Annotated in this window: 19 protein-coding genes, 1 pseudogene and 1 other annotated feature; of the genes and pseudogenes, 15 read left to right on the forward strand and 5 right to left on the reverse strand. The window is 51.3% G+C overall.

All coding sequences use genetic code 11. From position 1 onward, the window contains the following. The first annotated feature begins 155 nt into the window (after positions 1–155). From L6H98_RS00620 to L6H98_RS00630, 3 genes are read left to right on the forward strand one after another with little or no spacing between them, the layout of a single operon-like run. Complete coding sequence (locus L6H98_RS00620) at positions 156–1,079, forward strand: ABC transporter permease subunit (RefSeq protein ID WP_236412908.1); 924 nt, start codon at positions 156–158, stop codon at positions 1,077–1,079. 13 nt (positions 1,080–1,092) lie between these two features. Next, positions 1,093–2,001 carry a carbohydrate ABC transporter permease gene (locus tag L6H98_RS00625; protein WP_236412104.1) on the forward strand — a complete coding sequence of 303 codons (909 nt, stop codon included), beginning with the start codon at positions 1,093–1,095 and terminating at the stop codon, positions 1,999–2,001. 39 nt (positions 2,002–2,040) lie between these two features. Continuing rightward, complete coding sequence (locus L6H98_RS00630; RefSeq protein ID WP_236412109.1) at positions 2,041–3,660, forward strand: extracellular solute-binding protein; 1,620 nt, start codon at positions 2,041–2,043, stop codon at positions 3,658–3,660. 64 nt (positions 3,661–3,724) lie between these two features. On the opposite strand, the gene L6H98_RS00635 is transcribed toward L6H98_RS00630, so the two are convergent. Beyond that, positions 3,725–6,010 (reverse strand): helix-turn-helix domain-containing protein, encoded by a 2,286-nt coding sequence (locus L6H98_RS00635; protein ID WP_236412112.1) that lies wholly within the window; start codon positions 6,008–6,010, stop codon positions 3,725–3,727. A 209-nt stretch (positions 6,011–6,219) separates the two neighbouring features. Between L6H98_RS00635 and L6H98_RS00640 the strand changes: the two genes are divergently transcribed. From L6H98_RS00640 to L6H98_RS00660, 5 genes and pseudogenes are all read left to right on the forward strand, one after another. Continuing rightward, positions 6,220–7,506 carry an alpha-L-fucosidase gene (locus L6H98_RS00640; RefSeq protein WP_236412114.1) on the forward strand — a complete coding sequence of 429 codons (1,287 nt, stop codon included), beginning with the start codon at positions 6,220–6,222 and terminating at the stop codon, positions 7,504–7,506. 14 nt (positions 7,507–7,520) lie between these two features. Further along, positions 7,521–8,561 (forward strand): carbohydrate-binding family 9-like protein, encoded by a 1,041-nt coding sequence (locus L6H98_RS00645; RefSeq protein ID WP_236412117.1) that lies wholly within the window; start codon positions 7,521–7,523, stop codon positions 8,559–8,561. Next, the gene (locus L6H98_RS00650) at positions 8,558–11,173 is read left to right on the forward strand and encodes a transglutaminase-like domain-containing protein (protein WP_236412119.1); all 2,616 of its coding nucleotides are present in this window, start codon (positions 8,558–8,560) and stop codon (positions 11,171–11,173) included. Before L6H98_RS00645 ends, L6H98_RS00650 begins: the two co-directional genes overlap by 4 nt. A 28-nt stretch (positions 11,174–11,201) precedes the next feature. Then, positions 11,202–12,239: a glycoside hydrolase family 18 protein gene (locus L6H98_RS00655; protein ID WP_236412121.1), complete on the forward strand. Its 1,038-nt coding sequence runs from the start codon at positions 11,202–11,204 to the stop codon at positions 12,237–12,239. A gap of 51 nt (positions 12,240–12,290) precedes the next feature. Beyond that, positions 12,291–12,559: a binding site (T-box leader), on the forward strand. A gap of 239 nt (positions 12,560–12,798) precedes the next feature. Beyond that, positions 12,799–14,413 (forward strand): annotated as a pseudogene (locus tag L6H98_RS00660) (glutamine--tRNA ligase/YqeY domain fusion protein). A gap of 93 nt (positions 14,414–14,506) precedes the next feature. On the opposite strand, the gene L6H98_RS00665 reads toward L6H98_RS00660, so the two are convergent. The 4 genes from L6H98_RS00665 to L6H98_RS00680 all read right to left on the reverse strand — a co-directional run bounded on the left by L6H98_RS00665 (position 14,507) and on the right by L6H98_RS00680 (position 16,712). After that, the gene (locus tag L6H98_RS00665) at positions 14,507–14,788 is read right to left on the reverse strand and encodes a YxcD family protein (RefSeq protein WP_236412123.1); all 282 of its coding nucleotides are present in this window, start codon (positions 14,786–14,788) and stop codon (positions 14,507–14,509) included. A gap of 5 nt (positions 14,789–14,793) precedes the next feature. Further along, complete coding sequence (locus L6H98_RS00670; RefSeq protein ID WP_236412125.1) at positions 14,794–15,288, reverse strand: hypothetical protein; 495 nt, start codon at positions 15,286–15,288, stop codon at positions 14,794–14,796. A 105-nt stretch (positions 15,289–15,393) separates the two neighbouring features. Then, positions 15,394–15,957, reverse strand: a complete 564-nt coding sequence (locus tag L6H98_RS00675) for a PadR family transcriptional regulator (RefSeq protein ID WP_236412127.1) — start codon at positions 15,955–15,957, stop codon at positions 15,394–15,396. 188 nt (positions 15,958–16,145) lie between these two features. Then, positions 16,146–16,712, reverse strand: coding sequence for a carbonic anhydrase (locus L6H98_RS00680; RefSeq protein WP_236412129.1), 567 nt, complete (start codon positions 16,710–16,712; stop codon positions 16,146–16,148). A 246-nt stretch (positions 16,713–16,958) separates the two neighbouring features. Between L6H98_RS00680 and L6H98_RS00685 the strand changes: the two genes are divergently transcribed. The 7 genes from L6H98_RS00685 (at position 16,959) to L6H98_RS00715 (ending at position 24,675) form a co-directional block, all read left to right on the forward strand. Then, positions 16,959–18,473 carry a carboxypeptidase M32 gene (locus L6H98_RS00685; protein WP_236412130.1) on the forward strand — a complete coding sequence of 505 codons (1,515 nt, stop codon included), beginning with the start codon at positions 16,959–16,961 and terminating at the stop codon, positions 18,471–18,473. A 192-nt stretch (positions 18,474–18,665) separates the two neighbouring features. Beyond that, a complete protein-coding gene (locus L6H98_RS00690) occupies positions 18,666–19,670 on the forward strand; it encodes an ABC transporter substrate-binding protein (protein ID WP_236412133.1) in 1,005 nt (334 codons plus the stop codon). Between the two features lie 30 nt (positions 19,671–19,700). Further along, positions 19,701–20,495: an ABC transporter ATP-binding protein gene (locus tag L6H98_RS00695; protein WP_236412135.1), complete on the forward strand. Its 795-nt coding sequence runs from the start codon at positions 19,701–19,703 to the stop codon at positions 20,493–20,495. Beyond that, positions 20,492–21,325: an ABC transporter permease gene (locus L6H98_RS00700; protein WP_236412136.1), complete on the forward strand. Its 834-nt coding sequence runs from the start codon at positions 20,492–20,494 to the stop codon at positions 21,323–21,325. The genes L6H98_RS00695 and L6H98_RS00700 overlap by 4 nt, the downstream gene beginning before the upstream one ends. 312 nt (positions 21,326–21,637) lie before the next feature. Continuing rightward, positions 21,638–22,615: an aromatic acid exporter family protein gene (locus L6H98_RS00705; protein ID WP_236412138.1), complete on the forward strand. Its 978-nt coding sequence runs from the start codon at positions 21,638–21,640 to the stop codon at positions 22,613–22,615. A 75-nt stretch (positions 22,616–22,690) separates the two neighbouring features. Then, positions 22,691–23,251 (forward strand): outer spore coat protein CotE, encoded by a 561-nt coding sequence (locus L6H98_RS00710; protein ID WP_236412140.1) that lies wholly within the window; start codon positions 22,691–22,693, stop codon positions 23,249–23,251. Between the two features lie 179 nt (positions 23,252–23,430). Then, positions 23,431–24,675, forward strand: a complete 1,245-nt coding sequence (locus L6H98_RS00715) for a hypothetical protein (protein WP_356722645.1) — start codon at positions 23,431–23,433, stop codon at positions 24,673–24,675. Positions 24,676–24,848 lie beyond the last annotated feature (173 nt).

Here is a 24,848-nt window from a genome sequence, read left to right on the forward strand (position 1 = left end):
AAGGGTGGGGGATGCGCTAAAATCACATGTTTACGAAAAAAAGCATGATCCACTATCGTTAACATGAAGGTGCGCAAGCAAAGCTGACATGTAAACCAAGCAGAAGGAGGCGATCCGGCGTGCAGGAAGTCAATCCGATCCATCGGCAGGAGGTCCTGAACAGGGCCAAAATCAACAAGAAACGATGGAAGAAGGTCTGGAAAAACTGGGAGCTCTATCTGTTCATTGCGCCGGCATTTTTGTATTTTCTTATTTTCCATTACGGACCGATGTACGGCATCCAGATTGCGTTCAAAAATTACAATCCGGCCCGCGGTATTTTTGGAAGCGCATGGACGGGTTTCGATCACTTCAACCGTTTTTTTGATTCGTATTATTTTTGGGACTTGATGTGGAACACGCTGGCGATCAGTTTGTATGAGCTGGCGGTTGGTTTTCCGATCCCGATCATTTTGGCGCTGGCCTTCAATGAACTGAAACACAAACGTTTCAAAAAATGGGTGCAAACGGTCACTTACGCGCCGCATTTCATCTCCATCGTAGTGATGGTCGGCATGATCATTGCTTTCCTGTCGCCGTCCACAGGCATCGTTATTCGTTTGATCGAATGGGTGGGCATCGATGCACCTGCTTTTCTGACAAGCCCGGCCTGGTTCAAGACGGTCTACGTTCTCTCTGGCGTATGGCAGAGCGCAGGGTGGGGCACGATCATTTATCTTGCCGCCTTGTCAGCCGTCGACCCGGGCCTTCATGAAGCGGCGATCATTGACGGAGCGAACCGGATGCAGCGCATTCGTCACATCAACATTCCCGTGCTGGTGCCAACGATGACCATTTTGCTCATTCTGAATATGGGAAGTTTGCTGGGCGTGGGGTTTGAGAAAATTCTCTTAATGCAAAACCCGTTAAACATGGAGTCGTCCGATGTGATTTCAACATTCGTCTACCGCTCCGGTCTGGAAAATGCACAATACAGCTTCTCCACCGCCGTCGGGTTGTTCAATTCCGTCATTAACGCGATTCTGCTCATTACGGTCAATCAAGTCGTGCACAAAACGAGTGAGAACAGTCTGTGGTAAAGGAGGTAGCAGAATGACAACAGGCATCAAAGAAACGAGGCAAGACCGGATTTTTCTGACACTGAATTATATTTTCGTCACCATCGCGTTTCTGCTTGTTGCTTATCCGTTGGCATACATGATCAGTGCTTCGATCAGCAATCCCAAAGAGGTCGCTTCCGGTGCGATGTGGCTCTTTCCCAAGGACATTACGTTCGAAGGGTACCAGAGAGTGCTTCAGGATCAGAGGATCTGGTCAGGTTACGCAAACACCATTTTATATACGGTCGTGGGTACGGCAGTGAATCTCATGGTCACCATTCCGGCGGCTTATGCGCTTAGCAGAAAGGATTTCGTTGGCCGAGGTTTTTTTATGGGCATGTTCATGGTCACGATGTTTTTTGGCGGCGGGCTTGTTCCGAGTTATCTGTTGATCAAAGGGTTGGGACTGATTGACAGCATGTGGGCATTGATTCTGCCTTCCGCGGCCTCGGTATGGAACATTATCGTTACCCGTACCTTCTTTCAAGGAACCATCCCCGGCGAGCTTCAAGAAGCCGCCCAGATTGACGGATGTTCCAATTTCAAGCTGTTTTTTAGCATCGTCCTGCCCTTGTCGATGCCGATCATTGCCGTTATGGCTCTCTTCTATGGCGTCGGACACTGGAACAGTTACTTTTCGGCGATGATTTATTTGAACGATTCGGCAAAATACCCGCTGCAGCTCGTGCTGAGGCAGATTCTCGTTCTTCAGGAAATGTCTGCCCAAGGCTCCGGCATGATGGACGGATCTTCCGCTTCCGCGCTCAACAACAAAGCGGAGGTAGCAGCGCTCGTCCGTTACGCGGTCATTATTGTGTCGACGCTGCCGGTGATTATCGTATATCCGTTTTTGCAACGCTACTTCGTCCAGGGTGTCATGATCGGTTCGGTTAAAGGCTGATCTATACCAAATAAATCATCCAGAAAGGGAGTTGTTGTCATGAAAGGAGTTCGCAAGAAGTCGACGGTTCTGCTCAGTTTGACGTTAGTTGCCAGTTTGCTGGCCGCATGCGGAAATGCCTCTGACGGTGGTTCAACCGCCGAACCGGGGACGCCGGAGGAGACAGGGGTGAAGCAGGAAGGTTTTCCGATCGTTGACGAGCCGATTACATTGACCATGATGTCCCAGGATGTGGGTGTCGCGGATTGGAACACCATGCCTGTCATTCAGGAAGCCGAGAAGCTGACGAACATTAAATTTGAATTCCGACTCACGCCCATAGACAGCTTCGCCACAAAGAAAAACCTCGTTTTTGCCAGCGGCGATTTGCCCGACGTGCTGTACGGTGCGGATCTGACGCCAGCAGAACAGGTTACTTACGGAACCCAAGGCTCGCTGATTGCGCTTGAACCGTACATTGACGGAGGATATGCGCCAAACCTCAAAAAACTCTTCGATGAAAATCCGGACATTCGCAAATCATTCACAACACCCGAAGGTCACATATATGCGCTCCCCTTCATCGACAGTGCAGCCGTCTGGTATCGCAGTCCGATGTGGTATAACGGCAAAATGCTCGAAGCGCTTGGTGTAAAAGAACTTCCGCAGACGACGGAGGAACTGTACGCATTTCTGAAAAGAGTGAAGACCGAGGATCCGAACGGAAACGGGAAAGCCGACGAAATTCCGCTCACTTCCGTGAAATTGGATGATCTGCGAATGTACTTTTTGGGCTTCTGGGGAATGTATGATCCGGTTGTATATGTCGATAAGCAGGACAATGTTTTTTATACACCGATGCAGGAAGGATACAAAGGTTATTTGGAGTTCATGAACCGTCTGTGGAAGGAAGAGTTATTGGATCATGAAACATTCTCCCAAACGCCTGAGCAGAAAAAAGCCAAAGGAGAAAACAATCAAATCGCGCTCTTTAACGATTATTATTCCTATTTTACATTGGGCGGCGATCCGAATGAAGCGATGAAAAATCCGCTCATGACACCGGTAGCCAGCGAGATTGAAGGTTCGCCTGTTTACGGCATGCACCCTGGACTCTCGGCTAACGGAACGTTTGCCATTACCAGCGTGAATGAACATCCGGAAGCGACGATGCGTTGGATCGACTATTTGTATTCGATTGAGGGCCAAACCCTATTTAACCAAGGCCCGGAAGGCACGCTTTGGAAGTATACCAACAAAGCTACGTATGAAAAAGAATGGCTGCCTGTCCCGGGAGGCGGCGACCGCGAAGAGTACAGAGGCACGATTACGCCGAACTTCGGCATGCTGACGCCAGGACACAACTCGCCCGAACTGACGAATGGCCTGACCACGGAATTCGATGAATGGATCAAGAAAGAAAACGAAGCGAAGCTGATCCCGATCGGCAAAGCGCCATATCCTAACGCCTATTTGACCAACGAACAGCAGGATGAAGCTTCAGCGTTGCTGTCGGACCTGAGTACGTATGCCAAACAAATGGAAGCGAAGTTTGTGACCGGAGAAGTGCCGATGTCCGAATGGGACAGCTATGTAGCCCAGATGAAAAAGATGGGCGGGGACCGCATCCAGGAAATTTATCAGGAAGTTTACGATACTTGGAATGCTGCCGGTCAATAAAAAGTAAAAAGAAGCCAACATTCGCGGACAGTGCAGCCCGTCTGCATGTTGGCTTTCCTGTCCGTCAACTCGCAGATCCGCTCTCCGCATCGCTTGCCGTGACGCGATGGAGCTTGCGATATTGACCTGGCGTAAGTCCGGTCTCCTTTTTGAATTTGCGGATAAAGTTCGGCGTATCCAAGTAACCAACCTCCTGAATGAGGTCTTTAATGGGAGTATCCGTTGTTTTCAACTGATGCACGACCATGTCCAGCCGCTTTTGCCAAATATATTGCAGGAAATTGATGCCCGTCTTTTCTTTGAAGAAACGGCTGACGTGCGAGGGCGAAATTTCAAACTCGTAAGCAAGGGTATCCAGACTTAAACTGTGTTCCCTGTAATGTGCATCGATATAGTCAACGATCCGATCGATCAACGATTGCTCTTCTTGCAGAGCCCCTTGCTGCACTTCGGCACAAATTTGCGAAGCCAGGGACAGCAGCATGGATTCCAGCTCCTTCAGCGAACCGCCGACCGTCATGTCGGGAGTCAGTCGTTGTATCAGTTGATGGTCGCCAAGCTCTGAAGCGGTCTTTAACACGGTGTTCAACAAATCAAAGCTGACGCAACGCAGAATCAGCGCCGGCTGCATGGACGATTGCAGGTTTTCTATGGAAGAGCGTATCGTCCGTGACGCGATCTCCACATTGCCTTGCTTCAAGCTTTGGGCCAGTTTCAGATGGGTCTGGTTCGGGATCCAGTAGGAAGGAGTTGTGTCCTTAGACATTTCTTCGAACAATGCGGAAGCCCCGCGGTCACCCGGAACGAGCAGATCAAAGGCGGAGCAGGCCTCGATGTACGACTGATTCAGCTCATGCAGCTGTCGATAAATGCTTCCGGCGCCAATCATCGGTGCAATGGAGTGCGATTCAACGAGCATGCGCTGCACGTGTTCCATCGTTTGCTTCATTTGAACGGTCTCGTCTAGTCCCGCTACTGCATCGAAATTCATGATGATGCCGAATCGGTCCAGCTGCGGCAGTTCAACGCCATACCCGGTAGCGCACATATCAGGCATATCGATATGGGCAAGTGTGCTTGCAATCCGGCGACGGTGCTCCCGATCAGCATTGGATTCGTTCCAGCCGACAACCATGACGAATAAATACTTCTTGTTCAGTTTCAGATCGAACAGCTGCATCATTTCAGGTGAAACCAGCTCCGGGTTGCCGGATTTGATGAGCGTGGACAAATATTGATTGCGGGCGAACGGTTCCTGCATATCAATCCGGGAACTGAAATCTTGCAGTGCAGTGTGTATTCGCTGCAGTTCGTTCCCGTAACCGATTGTTTCTTCGCCATTCTTCTTCGGAACGCGGGATGAAACAAACTCAACCAATGCTGAGATGGGCTGATACTGCATTTTGGCAAGCACCAATGCGATAACCGCTCCGACAAGCAGTACGACTCCGATGATCATCAGCATGACATCCCGAACGTTAAGCACGCTGCTGAAAAATTGGGAGCTGGGCATGACGGTCATGTACGTCCAGCCATTGGTTTCGGATTGTACGGCGACAATGGAATAGGCTTTACCATCCAGTGCTCGTTCTTGTATGCCTGGAACCATCTGATTCAACAACATTTCTGAAGCGTCTGCGCTTAGCGTATCGCCTTGATGGTTGGCAGCAAGTACTTGCCCTTCTCCGTCAAGTACAAAGGTTAAGCCTTGATAACTTCCAAGGACGGAATCCATCAAATCGGTAATCGCCGACTCCTTGATGAAGTACATCACGGTTGCATGCGGGTTCAAGCTGTTGGGTGTAATCGGGATCAGATAAGCCAGTTTGCGGTCTTGCAAGCCTTCTTTAATGCTGACCGTATCGGCGGGTCTTACCATCGGATGTTTGATTTCATTCAGATCATGCTGCAAGGACGTTTTGTCCCAATTAGCGAAGCCAAGATTGCGCGCAAATACGTCGAAGTCGGTAAGTCCTTTGCTGGAGTAAATATGTTTGCCGTTATGGAAGTACAGATAGATTTCATCCATGATGGAGCTGGTGGCTTTGTATTGATCCAATGCGCGAATCGCTTCCGGGCTGGTCAGCGTTTGAGTCGCCTTATAATGGGACAGCCGATGGTCGTACGAAATCCGGGAAGCAATATCGCTGAGCTCTTTCATGCGGCTATCGATCGTCGTTTTGGTTTGTGAGAGTTGGGCCAGCCGTGAGTTTTCGATCTCTGTCCGGAGCGTCTTCACGGCATTTTCATAGATGAATATGGTCATGAGCACCAGGGGGATCAGCAGAATGAGCAGGTAAGAACAGATGTATTTGAGGAACAGCCTGGATTTGAAATAGTTTATTCTCAAGTGAAAGCGACTCCTTTCCATTGGAAATGGTCATTTCTCCTTAAATGATAGCAATATTGAAACGGTTTGCACACCAATTATTTCTCGATTAAGGCGAACGCTTCGCTTCTCCAGATTGGTTCTGCCTCTCCGTTAACGTGTGTATGTTTTTTGCGGTTTATATATTCAGCCAAATATAAATTTTACAAAAGTGAAGGGCGGTGATCGTCGTGCAGAAATGGTTTGAGGATGCGAAATTAGGAATATTCATTCATTACGGCATTTATGCGGTGGACGGCGTGGCGGAGTCATGGTCGTTTTACAATGGGCGCATGTCATACGAGGATTATATGAAGCAGCTGGACGGTTTCACCGCTTCCAAGTTTGATGCAGATGCATGGGCCGACTTGATCGAGAAATCGGGCGCCAAGTATGCGGTGCTGACGACGAAGCACCATGATGGCGTGGCTCTGTGGGATACGCAGCACAGCCATTTGAACACCGTGAAGAAGACGCCCGCCGCGCGGGATATCGTCAAGCAATATGCGGATGCAATCACGGAAAAAGGCTTGCGGCTCGGGTTTTATTTTTCCCTGATCGACTGGTCCCACCCGGATTATCCGAGTGTATATGAAGGCGGGAACGTGCCCGAAGATCCTGCTTCGGCCAATCGCTTCTCCAGCCCCGTAGACGGCATCCAGGATGAATCCAGATGGGAGAAGTTTCTCGAGTTTAACAACCGGCAGCTGGAAGAACTGCTTACCGGATACGGCAAGGTAGACCTGCTGTGGTTCGACGGGGACTGGGAACGCAGCGCGGAGCAATGGAATTTGCCTCATTTCAAGCATTATTTGAAATCGTTCCAGCCGGAAATCATCATTAATTCGCGTTTACAAGGGCATGGGGATTACAAGACGCCGGAGCAAGGCCTTCCGATTACCCGTCCAGAGGGGCCGTGGGAATTTTGCACAACGATCAACGGTTCATGGGGGTATGTTCCTGCGGATGAGCATTACAAATCGCTGCATCAGATCGTGCGCATGTTCTGTGACTGTATCTCGATGGGCGGCAACATGCTGCTTGATATCGGACCGAAGGAAGACGGCACGATCGATGAGAGACAAGAGGCGATTCTGCTTGGATTAGGCAGTTGGATCAGAGCGCACGAAGAAGCCGTCTATGGGACAAAGGAGGGGGTCATGAGCCGATATTACGGGGATGGCAGCACGCTCTCGGCAGATGAGAAGACACTGTATCTCTTTGTGCATGGGGATCCGAAGGAAAGCATCTGCATGAAAGGGTTGTGCAATGAGATCCAAAAGGTATCGGTGCTTCACTCCGGCAAGCCACTGACCTATGACATCCACGGAGGGGTTCCCTGGTTCCAAATTCCCGGCACAACCTGGATTCATCTGACTCGCGAAGATACCCATGAGCTGACAACGGTAATCAAGCTGGAGTTTGCCGAAAAAGTCAACATGTATGGCGGCTCGGGAGCCGTCGTTACACATAACTGAATGGAGGGAACGAAATGACGCTAAGTGGTGTACCTGTTCCGCAAATAGACGTTTATCAGCCAAAGCACTATTTTTGCCGCCGCGCGGAAGGTGAGCTGGAGCTTGACGGGAAGCTGGATAAACCTTTCTGGGATCGGGCGGAGTGGACGGAGAAGTTTGTCGACATTGAAGGAGACCTGCGGCCGGCTCCCGCAAAGGATACGCGGGTCAAAATGCTGTGGGACGATGAACATTTTTATTTCGGCGCAGAGCTGTGGGAGGATCAAATCTGGGCGACGCTGACCGAGCGCGATTCCGTCATTTTTTATGACAACGATTTTGAAATTTTCATCGATCCGGACGGGGATAGCCACGGATATTACGAATTCGAGATCAATGCGCTGAACACGGTATGGGATTTGCTTCTGATCAAACCTTACAGGGATGGGGGTCCTCCGCTGGACAGCTGGGATATGAAAGGGTTGAAGACCGCCGTGCACATTGACGGCGAGCTCAATCAGCCGGGTGCCAATAACCGTAAATGGTCTGTGGAGATCGCGATACCATGGACCAGCTTGAAAGAGTGTGCCAAGGAACATCGTGCCCCGGTACCCGGCGAATTCTGGAGAGTGAACTTCTCGCGGGTGGAATGGCAGGCTGAAGTGGTGGATGGAACGTATCAAAAAGTGATCGATCCCGGCACGGGGAAGCCTTATCCTGAGGATAACTGGGTGTGGTCGCCGATGGGGCTGGTCAACATGCATTATCCTGAGCTGTGGGGATATGTCGTGTTTACGGATGAACAGGAGGAATTAAACCATTTTTCCATTCCGGAGGATGAGCAGATCAAGTGGGAGCTGCGGAAGCTTTATTATTTGCAGCGTAACTACAGAGAAAAGGAAGGTACGTTTGCTCAGGACTTGTCATTGTTGGATGGGTCACCTGATCTGGACATTACTACGGAAGTCGTTGCTGCGGACCGCTTGTTTCAAATTTCAGCGGCAACGGCGGATGGGAACGGGAAATGGATCATCAGGGAAGACGGCAAACTATGGAAGGAGGGGAATGCGAGATGAGTGTGCCAACGTCGGTTTTTTCCCTTTCCCCCGAAGAGATGAATCGGATTGAAGATAAGCTGCGGTTAAAAAGGGAGCTAGTCGGGTCAAGGCTGAATGAAATGTTTGCCGTATTCCAAGAAACGTTGTCTCCGGAAGAGGAATGGGCGCTCAAATATCTGTATGCATACAGCCCGCTTCAGGATTTAGCCGATGTCCCTGGTGCATTACTTCACAGTCATGTCAGGGCCGCGCTGAAGATTCGGCATGAGGTGCCTTGGGGAGAACAGGTTCCGGATGATTTATTCCTGTACTTTGTGTTGCCATGCAGGGTAAATACAGAAAACATCGAAGACTGGCGAGCTGCCTTTTACGCAGAACTGGCGGGCCGCATCCACGGTCTGTCCATGGCCGATGCCATCCTGGAGGCTAATTACTGGTGCCACGAAAAAGCGGTCTATACCGGAAGCGATCTGCGCACCGTTTCTCCGCTCACGATGATTCGGAGCGCAAGGGGAAGATGCGGCGAGGAATCGACGCTTGCCGTGGCTGCCCTTAGAAGCATCGGCATTCCTGCTCGCCAAGTCTACACGCCTCGTTGGGCGCATTGCGACGATAACCATGCTTGGGTGGAAGCGTGGGCGGATGGAAGGTGGCATTACATCGGGGCGTGCGAGCCGGAAGCGAGGTTGAACCAAGGTTGGTTTACGCCGCCTGCCCGCCGCTCGATGCTGATGAACACAAGAGTGCTGGGAAACTATCAGGGTCCGGATGACATCACTCTTGCCGAAGAAGGGTTTACCGAACTGAACCTGCTGGAGAACTACGCGCCTGCCAAAACGATCACCGTAGCGGTTAGAGATCAAGACGGCGGGATGATCGAAGGTGCTGCCGTCCGCTTCGAATTGTATAACATGGCCGAATTCTACCCCATTGCAGAGCTGATGACGGATGGGGAAGGGCAGGTCGGCTTTAAGACAGGATTTGGCGATTTGCTCATCAGGGCCGTGTATCGTGGACGGTGGCAGGAGCGCAAGGTCAGCATTGGCAAATTGGACTCATTGGAGCTTGTTTTGGACCTGAACAGCGAACCTGTTCAGGAACGGGGCGTCGTTGATTTGGATATGGTTCCTCCACCCGAGACGGAAGGCGACGAACTGCCGGCAGTGACGGATGCAGCCGAGTCCTTGCATCAACGTCGATTGCAGAACGGGGACGCTGTTCGCGCATTGTTCGAAGGCACATTTGTGACGGAGTCGGAGAGCCATCGTTTAGCTCGGCAACTTGGCCTTTCTGAAGCACGGGTGTGGGATATCTTGCAAAAGGCGCGTGGAAACGGGCATGAAATAGCCGGATTTCTTCGGGAGAGCTCGCCCGAGCATGGGGAGTGGCCGCTGCTGTTGTTGGAATCGCTGAATAGCAAGGATTTGATCGACACATTTCGTCCTGTCCTGAATGAACATTTGAATGAATCGCTGCCTCTTCGCGGCATGCTGCCGGATCATTTGTTCATTCCTTATGTCCTGTGCCCGCGCGTTTCCTATGAAATGCTTGGCTTGTACCGAAGAGAATTCCGTGATTCCTTCAAAGCGGATGAGTGTGGTTCCATGGTGAAGGACCCGGCGCTTCTTGCCGCTGTACTGAAAAGGAATTATGTTTATGTTGAAAATTTGCCGAATCTAAAAGGCAAGGGAACAGCTGTGGGCACCTATCGGCTGATGGCCGGAGATGAAGAGTCGCTGGCGATTTTGTTTGTTTCCATGTGCCGCAGCTTGGGCATACCCGCTCGCCTGCATCCCCTGGAACGCAAACCTCAATACTGGAAACAGGGGGCATGGATGAGTGCAGATTTTGGAGATCAGGAAGATGTGGAGCAGGGCAGCGGTTTTATTCAACTCAAACGGATGGAAACGGCGCTGGCGACGCCAAAAGCATCTTATTATGAAAATGTCACGATTGCACGTCTTGTTGAAGGGAAATACGTAACGCTGCATTTGCCGCACGGAGAAACGAATCTGTTCGCGGCTCCGCTGGAGGTCGAGCAAGGATCTTATCGGATGACGACAGGCGTACGTTTGAAAAACGGCACGGTTAGCGTGAAGTTGACGTACTTCGAGGTGCAGGCGGGGGAAGAAACCCATGTTGACGTAAACTTCCGGAGTGCGGAGGAGGACCTTCCCGTTCTTGGCGCGGTAGATCAACAAATGGAGCTGCGTTGGCAGGACGGAACCGTAACCCGACTCAATGACCAAAGTTCTGGCCTGACTTCAGGCGCACTGCTGGCCTGGATCGAACCAGGAAGGGAACCGACCATGCATTTGTTGAAAGAGCTGGCCGATTCGAACCAAGCGTTGGCAGAAGGCGGTCTCCCGATCGTGCTGATTACACCTTCCTTGGGTACGATCAGTCCTTTTAGCGCAGATCCGTTGAAGCAGCTACGGGCACAGGTTCGATTCGCAGAAATAAACAAAGGTGCAATACCCGAAGTGCTGTGCAGTCCAATCGCGTTAGAGTCGGGATTCCCTCACCTTGCGGTGCTGGATCAACAATACCGCATTCGGTATGTTTCTTACGGTTATCGCATCGGAGCCGTGAAGGAAGCTGTTCGTGTCGGCGTTATGCTCGCGAAGTGACCTAGTGTGATCAAGGGAGAGGTGACATATGAGCCGAAAATGGATCATCGGATACGTCGGTCATCGTGATCTGAAGAGCGTGACAGAGGCCGATCTGAAACGAATGACGCACATCAATATCGCTTTTGCCGGTATTCGGGAGGGAGCCATTCACACCGAGCATTTGCAAAACATGGATCAAGTTTCCGTGATCAAGAGGACCCATCCGGATTTGCGCTTTATTTTGTCCGTTGGAGGCTGGAGCTCCGGCGGTTTTTCGGAGGCAGCGGCGACGGCAGAGGGCAGGAATAGAATCGCCGAATCTGCTGTGCTAGCCGTAACCACTTATGGACTTGATGGCATTGATTTGGATTGGGAATACCCATGTTATGGAGAGGCTGGGATTGCGGCATCCGCAAGTGACAAGCCGAACTTCACGATGCTGCTGAAAACCATCAGGGAAGCGTTGACGCGGCAGGGTGAGTTGGACGGGAAGTATTATATGCTGACCATTGCAGCGGGAGCGGACCAATACTACGTGGATGGAACGGAAATGGATCAGGTGCAAAGGTACGTCGATTACGTGCAGCTGATGACCTATGACATGCGGGGCGGCTTTCAGGTATTAACGGGACATCATACAAATCTCTTTACGCCAACAGGGGATTTGTTCCGCATCAGCGTTGATGCTTCGGTCCAAACGTTTCACAGGGCAGGTGTGCCCAAGGACAAGATCATCATCGGTGCCGCGTTCTATTCCCGCATGTGGAAGGGCGTGCCCGACCGGAACGATGGATTGCATCAAATGGCAGAAACGACCGGCGGTTACGGTCCGGAGTATACGGAGTTAAACGCCAATTACATTGGGTTGAACGGGTATACCAGGCATTGGGATGATGAAGCAAAGGCGCCGTATCTCTTTAATGGACACACGTTTATTTCTTATGACGATCCTGACTCCATCCGAGCCAAATGCCGATATGTACATGATCATGAATTGGGCGGCATTATGTTTTGGGAATATAAATGTGACAAGACACATCAATTGCTCGAAACGATGGATCATGAATTTGACAGCCAATCGTAAACGAAAAGGGTTTGACTTTCATTTTGGCTTTGATTACAATGATGGGAAATATTGAACGTGATGACGAGAAGAGTAGATGCTGATTTTTTTATACAGAGAGCCCTGATGCTGAGAATGGGTGAAAAAACAGCATTGAAGCAAGCCTCCGAACGGTCCGCCGGAACAAAACGTGCAGCGTCAGGGATGGTGGAACGGGTGCTCCCGATATAGAGCACAGGGTTCAGTACGGTTCGCAGTATGAACGGAAATGGACTTGATGAGACTGGAATGGCGACATTTCGGTGAACCTGGGGTGGCACCACGAGAACTTCGTCCCCAAGACATATCGTCTTGGGAGGTGAAGTTCTTTTTTTGTTGATCATTACGTGGTTGATCATAACAGGGGAGGCATTCGAGCATGGAAGCAGGTTTCGACAAACCGAAAAAGGAAACAGAACATGATTTGAATAGGGAATTCGTGATGGCGAGACGTGAAAATAAACAATCCCGGCAAGACGAGGACGAACGCAGCTCCACCCAAGGTGGGAGTTACCTGGAGAACCTCATCCGGGAAGATGTGATGGCTGGCCGTTTTCAACGTCCGATCTGTACCCGCTTTCCACCCGAACCGAACGGGCACCTTCATATCGGCAGTGCCTACGCCATTCACATCAATTACACGACAGCTCAAACATTCGAGGGTACCTTTCATTTAAGGTTCGACGACACGAATCCATTGAAAGAGGACATCTCTTACATTGAGTCCATTCTCAAAGATATGGAATGGCTTGGTTACAGCCCTGGGGGGCGTATATTATGGGTCTGATTATTCCGACCGAATCTATGCCGCAGCAGTTGAACTGATTCAACAAGGCAAAGCGTATGTGTGTCATCTTTCTCCGGAGGAATTGGCAGCTAGCAGGGGAACGTTAACCGAACCAGGAACCGACAGTCCCTATCGCAATCGAACCCCAGAGGAAAATTTGCGCTTGTTTCAGGAGATGCGAAATGGAATCCATCCGGACGGATCTTGTGTACTTCGTGCAAAAATCGACATGGCTTCTCCGAACATGAATCTTCGTGATCCGGTGCTGTACAGGATCATTCATGCCCCGCATTACCGGACAGGAAATGCTTGGTGCATCTATCCAATGTATGATTTCGCTCATCCTATTCAAGACATGATTGAAGGCATTACACATTCCCTCTGTTCCATTGAATTCAAAGACCATCGTGCACTGTATGATTGGGTGCTGGCCGAATTGGGGATCTTGGAACCGCCCAGGCAGTGGGAGTTTGGACGCGTCAATATCGCCGGTGCGGTGACCGGCAAGCGTTACCTGCGGAAAATGGTTGAATCCGGCTGGGTAGATGGCTGGGACGATCCCCGGCTGCCAACGATTTCCGGCCTGAGACGCAGGGGATACACTCCCGAGAGCATTAGAGAATTCATCGGTGGTATTGGACTCGCAAGACAGCAAACAACGGTGGATATATCCTTGTTGGACCATGTGCTCCGTCAGGAGCTTAAACCGAATGTTCCGGCGATCATGGCGGTTGTTCATCCCCTAAAGGTGATACTCATCAATTACCCGAATGAAGGTGAAGAGATGCTGCCTATTGAAAACAACCCGTTGACCGCTGATCTGGGTGTGCGCGAGGTAGCCTTTTCAAGGGAGTTATACATTGACCGCGATGATTTCATGGAAGTTCCTGCGAAGGGGTTTCATCGGTTGGCGCCAGGTGCAGAAGTGCGGCTCAAGGGTGCATATTTCATTCGCTGCGAGGAGGTTATCAAAGATCCGCGATCCGGCGAAATCATTGAACTGCATTGCACCTACGATCCCCGAACGAAGAGTGGCAGCGGCTTCAAAGAGCGTAAAGTCAAAGGAACCATTCACTGGGTATCGGCCAAGCATGCTGTAACATGTGAACTGCGGTTATACGATCAACTGCTGATTCCCGGAGTGAATTTGGACGATATTGGTGGGGATGAGAGGTTGGGGATGAATCCCGATTCTTTGCACATTGTTAAACAAGCAGTGGTTGAGCCTTTTGTGCAGCAATCGAATCCGGGAGAACGATTCCAGTTCATTCGCCATGGCTATTTTATCCTTGACTCGATGAATGAGTCTTCAGGTGAACAGTTCGTCTTCAATCGGATTGTTTCGCTAAAGGACGGATGGAAGCGATAGAACACTCTTGCGAGCGAAATTAAAAAAACTAAAAAACCGTCTCCAGTCAAATGTCATAAACATTGGGAGACGGTTGGTTGTATGCGATGCAAGTTAGTGCTGATTCACAATCGCTGTAATCTCTTCATCCAGATCCAGACGCACATCTTCACGGTATGCCCGAATATTGTATTCGCTGTGAAGATAGCGCAGGATCGCTTCGATCATGTTGGACTCCACCAGGTATTGGCTGCGACCGGCAACCCATACTTCTGCGGTGTAGCCTGTATCTTCTTCCCAGCTCAGCTCAACGTTGACGTCTGTTGGACGTACGCCCTTGCGCTCGGCGGTATGAATGCAAATAGCGTTGACGATCTCATCCATGCTCAGAATCATAAGGATTAATACCGTCCGTTTCTGTTGCGATCATCGTCACGATCGTCGCGGCTGTCATAGCGGCCGTGAGTTGCCGGTTTGCGGCGATTGGCAATCGCTCTGAAGAGGGCCATAGCCAGCATGACGATCGCTACGATGGCAATGACGTTAACCAACAGTCCGAGGATGTTGCCAAGGAAGCCCATGCCTCCGAACAGTCCGCCGAACAGCATACCAGCCAGGCCGCCCAGCATCATGCCTTTCATGAAACCGCCGCCACCGCCGAAGAATCCGCCACGGTTCGTTGTTGAAGCGCCTGTAGTTGAATTGTTATTGGAATTGGATTGGCTCACGTTGTTGTCGGATTTTTTCGGTGTATTGGTATAGCTTTTTGTCCCCGATTTGAAACCGCCGCGTTTGGCGTCGGCGTAGTCTGGAGCGAAAGCAGAGACTGTACCGAACAACAGTGTGAACGCCATGAAAACCATCATGAGATGTTTGATGCCGAATTTGTTTTTCATTGGTAAGATCGTAACCCCCTGATTAAAGTGTTTGATGTGCTGCCCGATTGGGCCTTACTGCGTTAATACGAATGAATCTGAAGAGAAGTTTCAAATTTTTTTAAATTAATTTTGCGCAATGCTTGGTGTGGAATGAATGGCTTTTTGTCCGTCAAGCAGCTGAGTCACCCATTTGCACCATTCCAGTCCGGTTTGGGCATTCATCAGCCCTTTCTGAACCAGAATGTAACTGCCGAACTCGCGGCTGCCTACGCGCAGATTATCGTGAGGAATGCGGGATTTCAGCTCTTCATAATAACGGATTCGTTCCAAAAACCAATTTTTTCGTTCATTCAGGATCCGTCTCATACTGCCATCTTCCGCGATTCCTACGCATAGGATGCGCAAATTGAATTCGTCTCTCGTGACGGGAGCGGTTACAGGGGTGATCATCCACTCAAGCAGCTTTTCGATCCCTTGGTCCGTAACGGCATACATTTTTTTGTCTGGCTTGTCGGATTGCTGAACCCAGCGGGACGATAACAAACCTTCGTTTTCCATTTTGGATAGGAGAGGGTAGATCTGGCTGTGTTTGGCTTGCCAATGTGGCTGAATTTTCAGCATCAAATCATAACCTGACGACTCCTCGCGGGTAAGAAGCCCGAGCAATCCGTAGGAAAGTATGTTCATGCACATGTCTCCTTAATATTAGGGCTCGGTCAATGAAAATCACGCCAATGGCGTAGAGCTGACCGCTTTCATAAAAGTGTACACTGAAACTGTATGGTTTGACAACCTGACAGACCAAGTGTCTAAAATTAGACAAAAAAAGAGTGCGGAGAACGGCTCCGCACCCAAAGCGATATAAAGAGAGATGCCTATTGTTGTTCATACCCTTCAACGACAAGATCAAGCTTGCCTGTGTAGGAATCGATAATCATGCCGTGAACAGGTACGCCCGGTGGAAGCAGGGGATGATTCTTGATGACTCCCACAGTATGTTTTACCCCGTCCTCAACGCTGTCAAACCCGCGCAGCCATTTGGTCAGGCGAATTCCGGAGTTTTCGAGGGTGCTCATGACTTCCTCGGATACACCGCGCTCTACCATATGGCCGATCATCGTGTCTGCATGCAAGGATGCCATGCCGCACTCGGTATGACCGACAACGACAACCTCGTCCGCGCCGAGCTCGTAGATGGCAACGAGCACGCTGCGCATTACGGAACCGAAAGGCTGGGAGATGATTGCACCCGCGTTTTTAATGATTTTGACTTCGCCGTTTTTCAGGTTCATTGCTTTCGGCAGCATTTCCACCAGACGAGTGTCCATACATGTGATGATAGCCATTTTTTTGGTCGGGAACTTACCGGCCGTATACTTTTCGTATTCTTTGGTCTCGACAAATGTTTTGTTGTACTCCAAAATCTCTTGAATGTTGTTCATGTCCATTGCCTCCTGTTATCCAATACGATGAGCACGGCCGCTTGCATAATTCGCAGCTTGTCCTACGCTCTTAAGCTTATCATGGTTTGCCCATGACCCATCATGATGATTCCTACATCTCTTGCACTGGTATTCCGCCCAACAAGGGCATATTAAAAATTGCATCTGTTAAAAGTTGATTATACGCATTGCAAAAAGTATCATCAATAGGGGATGCAAATATTTTTGGAGAGGTGACGGCCCATTATGGACGAAAATACACAGAAACAGCTGGATTCATTCCATGAATTGGTTCGCAAAATTAAAAGTTATCACGAGGCGATCGGCCTGCTGCATTGGGATCTGCGCACGGGTGCGCCCAAAAAAGGTGTTCCGACCCGATCCGAAACGATTGGCATGTTATCCACCGAAGCATTCAAATTGCAAACTTCTGCAGAGATGAAATCCCTGCTCGACGCGTTGACTCATAAAGACGCATGGGAAAAGCTCGAGGACATAGACCGCCGCATGGTTGAGGACTGCAAAAAGGAATATGAACGAAGCCAGTCCGTACCGCCGGAAAAGGTACAGGCTTATGCCGTACTTGCCGCCAAGTCGGAAACCGCTTGGGAAGATGCCAAACATAACAGCGATTTCGCGGGTTTTGCGCCCTATTTGACAGACATCGTGAAGATGAAACAGGAGTTCATCGACTATTGGGGCGTAAAGGCCACGCGTTACGATACGCTGCTGGATATGTACGAGCCGGACCTTACGGTGGAAAAGGTAGATGCCGTATTTGATCGGCTGAAGGCACGTCTTGTGCCGCTGCAGGAGAAAATCAACGCTTCGCCGAACCAACCCAAAACCGATTTCCTGGACCAGTTGTTCGACAAGGAGCAGCAAGAAAAATTCAGCCTCTTTATTCTGGGTCAAATGGGGTACGACTTTGAAGCAGGCAGACTGGACGAAAGCGTTCATCCGTTCGCAACCGGACTTAATCCCGGGGATGTTCGCATCACGACGAACTATTTGCAGGACGACGTGACAAGCGCCATTTTCAGTTCCTTGCATGAAGGCGGACACGCACTATATGAGCAAAACATTGATGCAAGCCTGGAAGGCACGCTGCTCGCGGAGGGCACCTCGATGGGCATTCATGAATCGCAGTCCCGTCTATGGGAAAATATGATCGGCCGCAGCCGTGCGTTCTGGACGCGTTATTACAAAGATTTGCAGCAGCATTTCCCTCAGCTGGCCGAGGTGGAGCTGGAAGATTTCTATCGTGCGATCAATCGGGTGGAAAGCTCGCTGATTCGCATTGAAGCGGATGAATTGACCTACAATCTGCACATCATCATTCGTTATGAAATCGAGAAAATGCTGTTTAACGAGGGGCTTTCTGTGCAGGACCTGCCCGAAACATGGAACGCCAAATACGAGGAGTATCTCGGCATCGTTCCGCCGAACGACGGTCTGGGCGTCCTTCAGGATGTTCACTGGTCGGGCGGCGATTTCGGATATTTTGCTTCCTATTCGCTGGGCAACATGTATGCCGCCCAAATCGTACATACCCTCCGCAAAGAGCTTCCCGAATTCGATGAACTGGTGGCCGCAGGCAACCTGATTCCGATCAAGGAATGGCTCACGGACAAAATCTACCGTTACGGCAGAAGCCGCAAACCTTCGGAGTTGATTCTCGCCATTACGGGCGAGGAGCTGAACCCGGACTATCTGGCCGATTATCTGGAAGCGAAATACACGGAAATTTACAACCTGTAAGGACATTCGTCCATTCAAGGAAAAGCCTGACGTGAGAACATCTCATGTCAGGCTTTTTTTGTGCTCCCGGTAGGCGATGAACACCGGTGGCGGAATCCATTCTTTTGCCGTACCCGAGTTCTTAACATTTTGATGGGCGAGCGCATATTGATGGTAGAGAGAACAAACCGCACACGAAAAGGAGGGAAAAGCATGAAATATACGCCCTGGTTTATCCGGGCCATCGTCATATTGCTGATTATCATCGTGGCGCTGACAAGTTGCAGGCAAAACGGTAACGAAGCCAAAATCACGATCGGCGAGGTCACGCGTTCCGTGTTCTATGCCCCGCAATACGTCGCGGCAGCCCAAGGCTTTTTCGAAGAGCAGGGACTGGATGTGGAAATTCAGACGACGGCCGGCGGCGACAAAACGATGGCGGCGCTGCTTGCAGGATCGGTGGATATCGCGCTCGTTGGCGCCGAGACGTCCATCTACGTGTATCAACAAGGCGCAGAGGATCCGGTGATCAATTTCGCCCAGGTTACGCAGACGGACGGAACGTTCCTGTTTGCCAGGGATGCCGCAGGCAGCTTCGACTGGGAACAGTTGAAAGGATCCGAATTTCTGGGTCAACGCAAGGGCGGCATGCCGCAAATGGCAGGGGAGTTCGCGATGAACAAACACGGCATTAACCCGCATGCCGATCTGCATTTGATCCAGAACGTCGATTTCGCAAACATTGCCTCTGCATTTGCTTCAGGCACGGGAGATTTCGTGCAGCTGTTCGAGCCCCAGGCTTCGATCTTCGAGCAGGAAGGGCGCGGCAAGGTCGTTGCCTCCTTCGGAACGGAGAGCGGCCAATTGCCTTATACGGTGTTTATGACCAAAAAAAGCTACTTGAACGAAAAAAGCGATATGATCCAAAAATTCACAAACGGATTGCATCAAGCACAGTTGTGGGTCGAATCCCATTCAGCCGAAGAAATCGCCGAAGTCATTGCGCCATTTTTCAAGGACATCGATCCGGCCATTCTCGTCAGCAGCGTGGATCGATACAAGCAACAGGGAACATATGCTACCGATCCGATGATCGACGAAGGCGAATGGAATAACCTGCTTGACGTGATGAGCGCGGCAGGCGAGCTGAAAGAGCGGGTAGCGTTGGAAGCGATCGTGGACAATGCTTATGCCGAGTCGGCTTCGTCTTCCAAGTGATTCGGAGTTCGGGAAAGGAAGTGATTGCCGATGCCTGAATCCGAACCAATGATACGATTGCAAGGCGTTTCGCAAGTTTACGTGAGTGAGCGGGAAGCTTCCCTGGTCCTTGAAGATTTGAATCTTCAGGTCGAGCAGGGAGAATTCGTGAGCCTGGTCGGGCCAAGCGGTTGCGGCAAAACGACGCTGTTATCCATCATCGCAGGGCTATTGGTGCCTACTTCAGGGGAAGTAAACGTCAAAGGCAGGCTCGTAGACGGTCCCTCGGCGCATATTGGCTACATGCTGCAGCAGGATTATCTGTTTCCATGGCGCACGATTCTGGACAATGCTTTGATCGGGCTTGAATTAACGGGCCGGCTTGATGAGCGCAGCCGTGCGCGGACGCGCGAACTTTTGGCCGGCATGGGGCTTTCCGGCACGGAAAATCAATATCCCTCGGAACTGTCAGGCGGTATGAGGCAGCGCGTAGCCCTTGTTCGCACGCTGGCGACGGAACCCGGGCTGCTTTTATTGGATGAACCGTTCTCCGCGCTCGACTATCAAACGAAGCTGCAGCTGGAGGATCTGGTATCCGATACGTTGAAACAAACCGGCAAGACGTCAGTGCTCGTAACGCATGACCTGTCGGAAGCCATTGCCGTCAGCGACCGGGTCATCGTGCTGGACCGGAATCCCGGCCGAATTCGGCGGGAATTTGTCATCCCGGACGCCATTCGAAATGTCCAGCCTTTTTATGCAAGGGAACAGGAAGAATTCAACGAGCTTTTTCAAGCGTTGTGGAACGAATTGGATCAGTCCGGAGGAGGTGAGCAAAGCAGGTGAATCAGACCGAAGAGAAACCGCGGATCAGGGAAACATGGCTGCGAGAATTGCATCAAGGGCACCTGCGGCAGGTGTCGGCATGGCGCCGTAAAGTGCTTACGGTACAACTGGCATTGCTGGTAGCCATGTTTGTATTGTGGGAATTGGCCGGGCGGCTGCGCTGGATTGACGTGCTGCTGTTCAGTTATCCGAGCAAAATATTCAGCCAGATCGGCAAAGATGCGGTCAGCGGAGAGTTGTGGACGCATCTGGCGGTTACCGTAGGTGAAACGGCAGTGGGTTTTTTACTGGGTACGCTTGTCGGAACCCTGCTTGCCGTGCTGATCTGGTGGTCCCCTTTTCTGTCCAAAGTGCTCGATCCGTACATGGTCGTGTTCAACAGCATGCCGAAGGTCGCGCTTGGTCCCATTTTTATCGTCATGTTTGGCGCGGGCTTTACGGCGATCGTAATGACGACTTTATCGATTACGGTGATCATTACCACCCTTGTTGTCTATAATAGTTTTAATGAAGTCGACGACAATTACATTAAAGTCATCCGTACTTTTGGGGGAAGCAGATCCGAAATTTTTGCCAAAGTGGTGCTTCCGGCTTCATATCCGGCGATCGTTTCCACCTTAAAGGTGAACGTGGGCATGGCGTGGGTAGGCGTCATCGTCGGAGAATTTTTGGTCGCCAAACAGGGGCTTGGGTATTTGATCATTTATGGTTTTCAAGTGTTCAATTTCACGCTGGTGCTTTCGAGCCTGCTCATCATTGCAGCGGTAGCTACCGCGATGTATCAGATGGTCGTATACGTAGAGCGCAAATTGCTGGCAGGACGCCAATGATATGTACCGAATTTCACAGAAGGTGTCACGTTGCCCGAAAACTTAAAATCAAGTACCATAACGATGACGAATATTCCGCGCAGTCCGGAATGGATGCGGCGATGGACAACGTGGCTTGAGCGCTTTCGCCGCATCAATCTTTTGCCAGCGTCCCTGTTCCGGGGCGCATTGTTGTGTTGCCGGCATGCTGTGCATGTCGGTTGACTCCGTTTATCTTGTTTCAAAAGAGCCGGAACGGATTCCGCCCGCCTGATTTAGGGGATGAAAGCTGGCCGGGACATATGTGCAGCTAAGAGGAGAGGACATTTAGAAATGGGTTTTAGGGTAATCAAAACCGCAATCGCAGCTCTGATGGCTGTTCTGATTGCGGACGGGTTCGGCTTGCCTGGACCAACTTCGGCAGGTTTGCTGGCCATACTTGGCGTTGACGTCACGCGCAAAAGGAGCATTCGGACCATTTCCGCGCGGTTCTTCGCGTCCGTGGTAGGGCTCCTGTTTGCAAGTGTACTTTTTCACGTATTAGGATTCCACTACTGGGTATTGGCCATTTACATATTAGCTGCCTTTCCGGTGATCGTCAGGGCCGGGTTCAAAGAAGGCATCGTCACGGGATCCGTCGTAGTGTTCCGCGTGTTCAGCGGCGGGGAAATGGATCTGCACGTCATCCTTGTCCAAATCGGGCTGCTCCTGATCGGTCTTGGTTCCGCGATGGTGGTCAACCTGGCCTACATGCCTGCGGCAGATCCGCAAATGCTCCGCATCCGCAAACGGATCGACGAGTTGTTTTCGATCATTTTCAAGGAGTTTGCCACGACGCTGCGCAATCCGAACGAGGTGTGGGCAGGCAAGGAACTGATCGAAGCGGACAAAGCGGTGCTTGGAGGCATAGAAGCGGCCAAGCGTTCGTTGGAAAACCAGGTGATTCATCCCAACGAGGGCTGGAGCGTATACTTTTATATGCGCAAAACGCAGCTGGATTCCATTCAGCATATGATGCATCTAGTCTCGCAAGTTTATCAGAAAATGCCGCATGCCGAGATGGTTGCCGAGCTGTTCGAACAGCTCAGCCAGGACGTGTTGACGGAATCCTATACCGGACGGACGGAAAAATTGTTGGCCGAAGTGCAAGAGGAATTTAGGAGGATGGAGCTGCCGGATACAAGGGAAGAATTCGAGATTCGTTCGGCCATTCTGCAATTGTGCCGCGAACTCGCGTTGTATCTGAAAATCGCGAAGAAAGACAAAGCGCCGTCGCCGATCGCCGACCGTGTCCACTCTACAAACGAATAATAGAAAATAGTTGTCACCCTAGACGGATGCCCTGCATACACTTGTAGTGAATGATTGCATGGAGGAGGTTTAGAGATGTCATTGAGTCATAAACATCAATGTAGAGAGATCATTACGAAAGCGATCTGCGGCAAGGGTCGTAAGTTCTCTACCGTAACACATACCGTGACTCCGCCAAATGGTCCGACAAGCATTTTGGGGGCTTGGATTATCAACCACCAGTATGAAGCCGTATCAGCGGGAGACGGAATTGAAGTTATTGGTACTTACGATATCAACATCTGGTATTCCTATGACCAGAACTCGCAGACAGATGTAGCCAAAGAGACGGTGTCCTATGTAGAACTTGTGCCATTGTCGTATCTGGATTCCAAACACCGGGCGTCCACGGTTGAGGTGTCTGCGGAGGCAACGCAGGAGCCTAGCTGTGTGGAGGCCGCGGTGTCGGCGGGGGGCGGCAGCGTCATCATCCGGGTGGAGCGGGAATTCGCTGTTGAATTGATCGCCGAAACCAAGGTGTGCGTGAAAGTGTGCACCGAGGGCTGCGGGGATTACGAAGACAAGGATTATGACTTCAACAGCGCCGATGGAGACTATGACGATCTCGATCCCGATTTGCTGGATGACGAACTGTAAGTTGGCCGAAGCCGCCGCGTGAGGGGATCACTCATTTTGAAGTTAATGTATCTTATGCGCCGCAAGCGGCAATGAGAGGGCGGAAGCCCTCTTTTTTTAATTATTTGTGTTCACCCGAAAGGGAGTTGGCCTGATGAACGGGATGGTTATCAATTTGCGGGCGAAAGAGGAGAAGGGGCATGCATGTGATGGATGAGGCCGAGTCGGCCGTACAGCGTTACGAAAAAATGACCCTGGCCGAACGGTCCGGTCGGCTTGAGCGATCCGGCATCGATTATCTTGCCGGTCGCAGCAAGCAGATTCGCGGCCCGGGTTTGCGCGCAGCCTATGAAGTACACATTTGCTGCCTCCAGGCGATCCGCATCAAACGCAGGGATACCGGCGATGCGAGCAGGCTGCGGGAGAGTTTGTTGGAACGGGACGACGCCCCGACGTTATTTCGAAGATTGGAGCGCATGGCAGTCAAGACGCTGTATGCCCTGGGACTGGACCACGGAGAGGTCCGGTTGGAAGCGGGGGGCAGGAATGGCTGCAGCGTCGTATCGATTGACCCCCGTCCATGGAAAGGATGGACAGAGCCCCTGTACCGGGAAGCATGGAAGCAGCATCAAACGGCTTTGGACGAGGAGCAGGCAAACGAAGTGTCGCCTGTCCTCGGCATGGATCCGGAATTTCTGCTGGTGCAGATGCCCGAAGCCAAAATTGTGCCGGCCTCCAGGTTTTTGGAGCGTACCGGGCAAGCCGGGTGCGATGCCGTAACGATCGGCGGCAGACGCGTATATCCGGTGGCAGAGCTTCGGCCCGAGCCGAGCTCGGAACCGCGGGAACTGATTGCTCATCTGCTGCGGGCGTTCGGATCGGCTTCGCGCAGCATTACGGACCATACGTTGATCTGGCAGGCGGGGAGCATGCCGCAGAGGGGTCTTCCGCTCGGCGGACACGTTCATTTCAGCAGCATAACGCTGAACGGGGAGCTGCTGCGGACGCTCGACAACTATTTGGCTTTGCCGCTTGCCATGCTGCAGGATCCTCGCGGCGATGCCCGGCGTCCGCGTTACGGAGCCCTCGGCGATTTCCGCCTGAAATCCCATGGAGGCTTCGAGTACCGGACCTTGCCGAGTTTTCTGGTTTCTCCGTTGGTGGCAAAGGGGGTGGTTGGCCTCGCAGGCCTGATCGCTTCCAATTACAGAAGGCTGCGCCAGCGTCCGCTCGCAGGGGCGGCCGTGCATGCCGCTTTTTACAGTGCGAGGCGGGAGGTGCTGGGACAGCAGCTTCCTTCGCTGCTGAACGATTTGACCGCATTGAGCGATTACGGGCGTTACGAACGGTATGTCGCTCCGCTGGTCGCCCATATGAGAGAAGGAAACACCTGGGATGAGAGCCGTGACATTCGCAAGTTATGGAATATTCGGGCAGGCACATGAGGTATGGGCACTTTTTTTGGTTTTTGATATAATGGAAATCAGGTCAATTTCGATGAGATAACAAGAAGTGGAAGAATCGGAGCCTGTAAGGGGAGCGGCTGATGGAAGAAACGTGAGGCGGCGGCACATCGGTGCCTGACCGCCTTTATTGTACCTTCCGGCTGCTTCCCTCC

Source organism: Paenibacillus sp. JJ-223, from assembly GCF_927798175.1.
Classification (GTDB): Bacteria; Bacillota; Bacilli; order Paenibacillales; family Paenibacillaceae; genus Paenibacillus; species Paenibacillus hubeiensis.

Coding starts and splice junctions, on each gene's coding strand:
- L6H98_RS00625 (WP_236412104.1), top strand. CDS start 1,093: ATGACAACAGGCATCAAAGAAACGAGGCAAGACCGGATTTTTCTGACA.
- L6H98_RS00690 (WP_236412133.1), top strand. CDS start 18,666: ATGAAATATACGCCCTGGTTTATCCGGGCCATCGTCATATTGCTGATT.
- L6H98_RS00675 (WP_236412127.1), bottom strand. CDS start 15,957: ATGAACATACTTTCCTACGGATTGCTCGGGCTTCTTACCCGCGAGGAG.
- L6H98_RS00685 (WP_236412130.1), top strand. CDS start 16,959: ATGGACGAAAATACACAGAAACAGCTGGATTCATTCCATGAATTGGTT.
- L6H98_RS00710 (WP_236412140.1), top strand. CDS start 22,691: ATGTCATTGAGTCATAAACATCAATGTAGAGAGATCATTACGAAAGCG.
- L6H98_RS00705 (WP_236412138.1), top strand. CDS start 21,638: ATGGGTTTTAGGGTAATCAAAACCGCAATCGCAGCTCTGATGGCTGTT.
- L6H98_RS00645 (WP_236412117.1), top strand. CDS start 7,521: ATGACGCTAAGTGGTGTACCTGTTCCGCAAATAGACGTTTATCAGCCA.
- L6H98_RS00715 (WP_356722645.1), top strand. CDS start 23,431: ATGCATGTGATGGATGAGGCCGAGTCGGCCGTACAGCGTTACGAAAAA.
- L6H98_RS00655 (WP_236412121.1), top strand. CDS start 11,202: ATGAGCCGAAAATGGATCATCGGATACGTCGGTCATCGTGATCTGAAG.
- L6H98_RS00650 (WP_236412119.1), top strand. CDS start 8,558: ATGAGTGTGCCAACGTCGGTTTTTTCCCTTTCCCCCGAAGAGATGAAT.
- L6H98_RS00630 (WP_236412109.1), top strand. CDS start 2,041: ATGAAAGGAGTTCGCAAGAAGTCGACGGTTCTGCTCAGTTTGACGTTA.
- L6H98_RS00680 (WP_236412129.1), bottom strand. CDS start 16,712: ATGAACAACATTCAAGAGATTTTGGAGTACAACAAAACATTTGTCGAG.
- L6H98_RS00670 (WP_236412125.1), bottom strand. CDS start 15,288: ATGAAAAACAAATTCGGCATCAAACATCTCATGATGGTTTTCATGGCG.
- L6H98_RS00695 (WP_236412135.1), top strand. CDS start 19,701: ATGCCTGAATCCGAACCAATGATACGATTGCAAGGCGTTTCGCAAGTT.
- L6H98_RS00665 (WP_236412123.1), bottom strand. CDS start 14,788: ATGATTCTGAGCATGGATGAGATCGTCAACGCTATTTGCATTCATACC.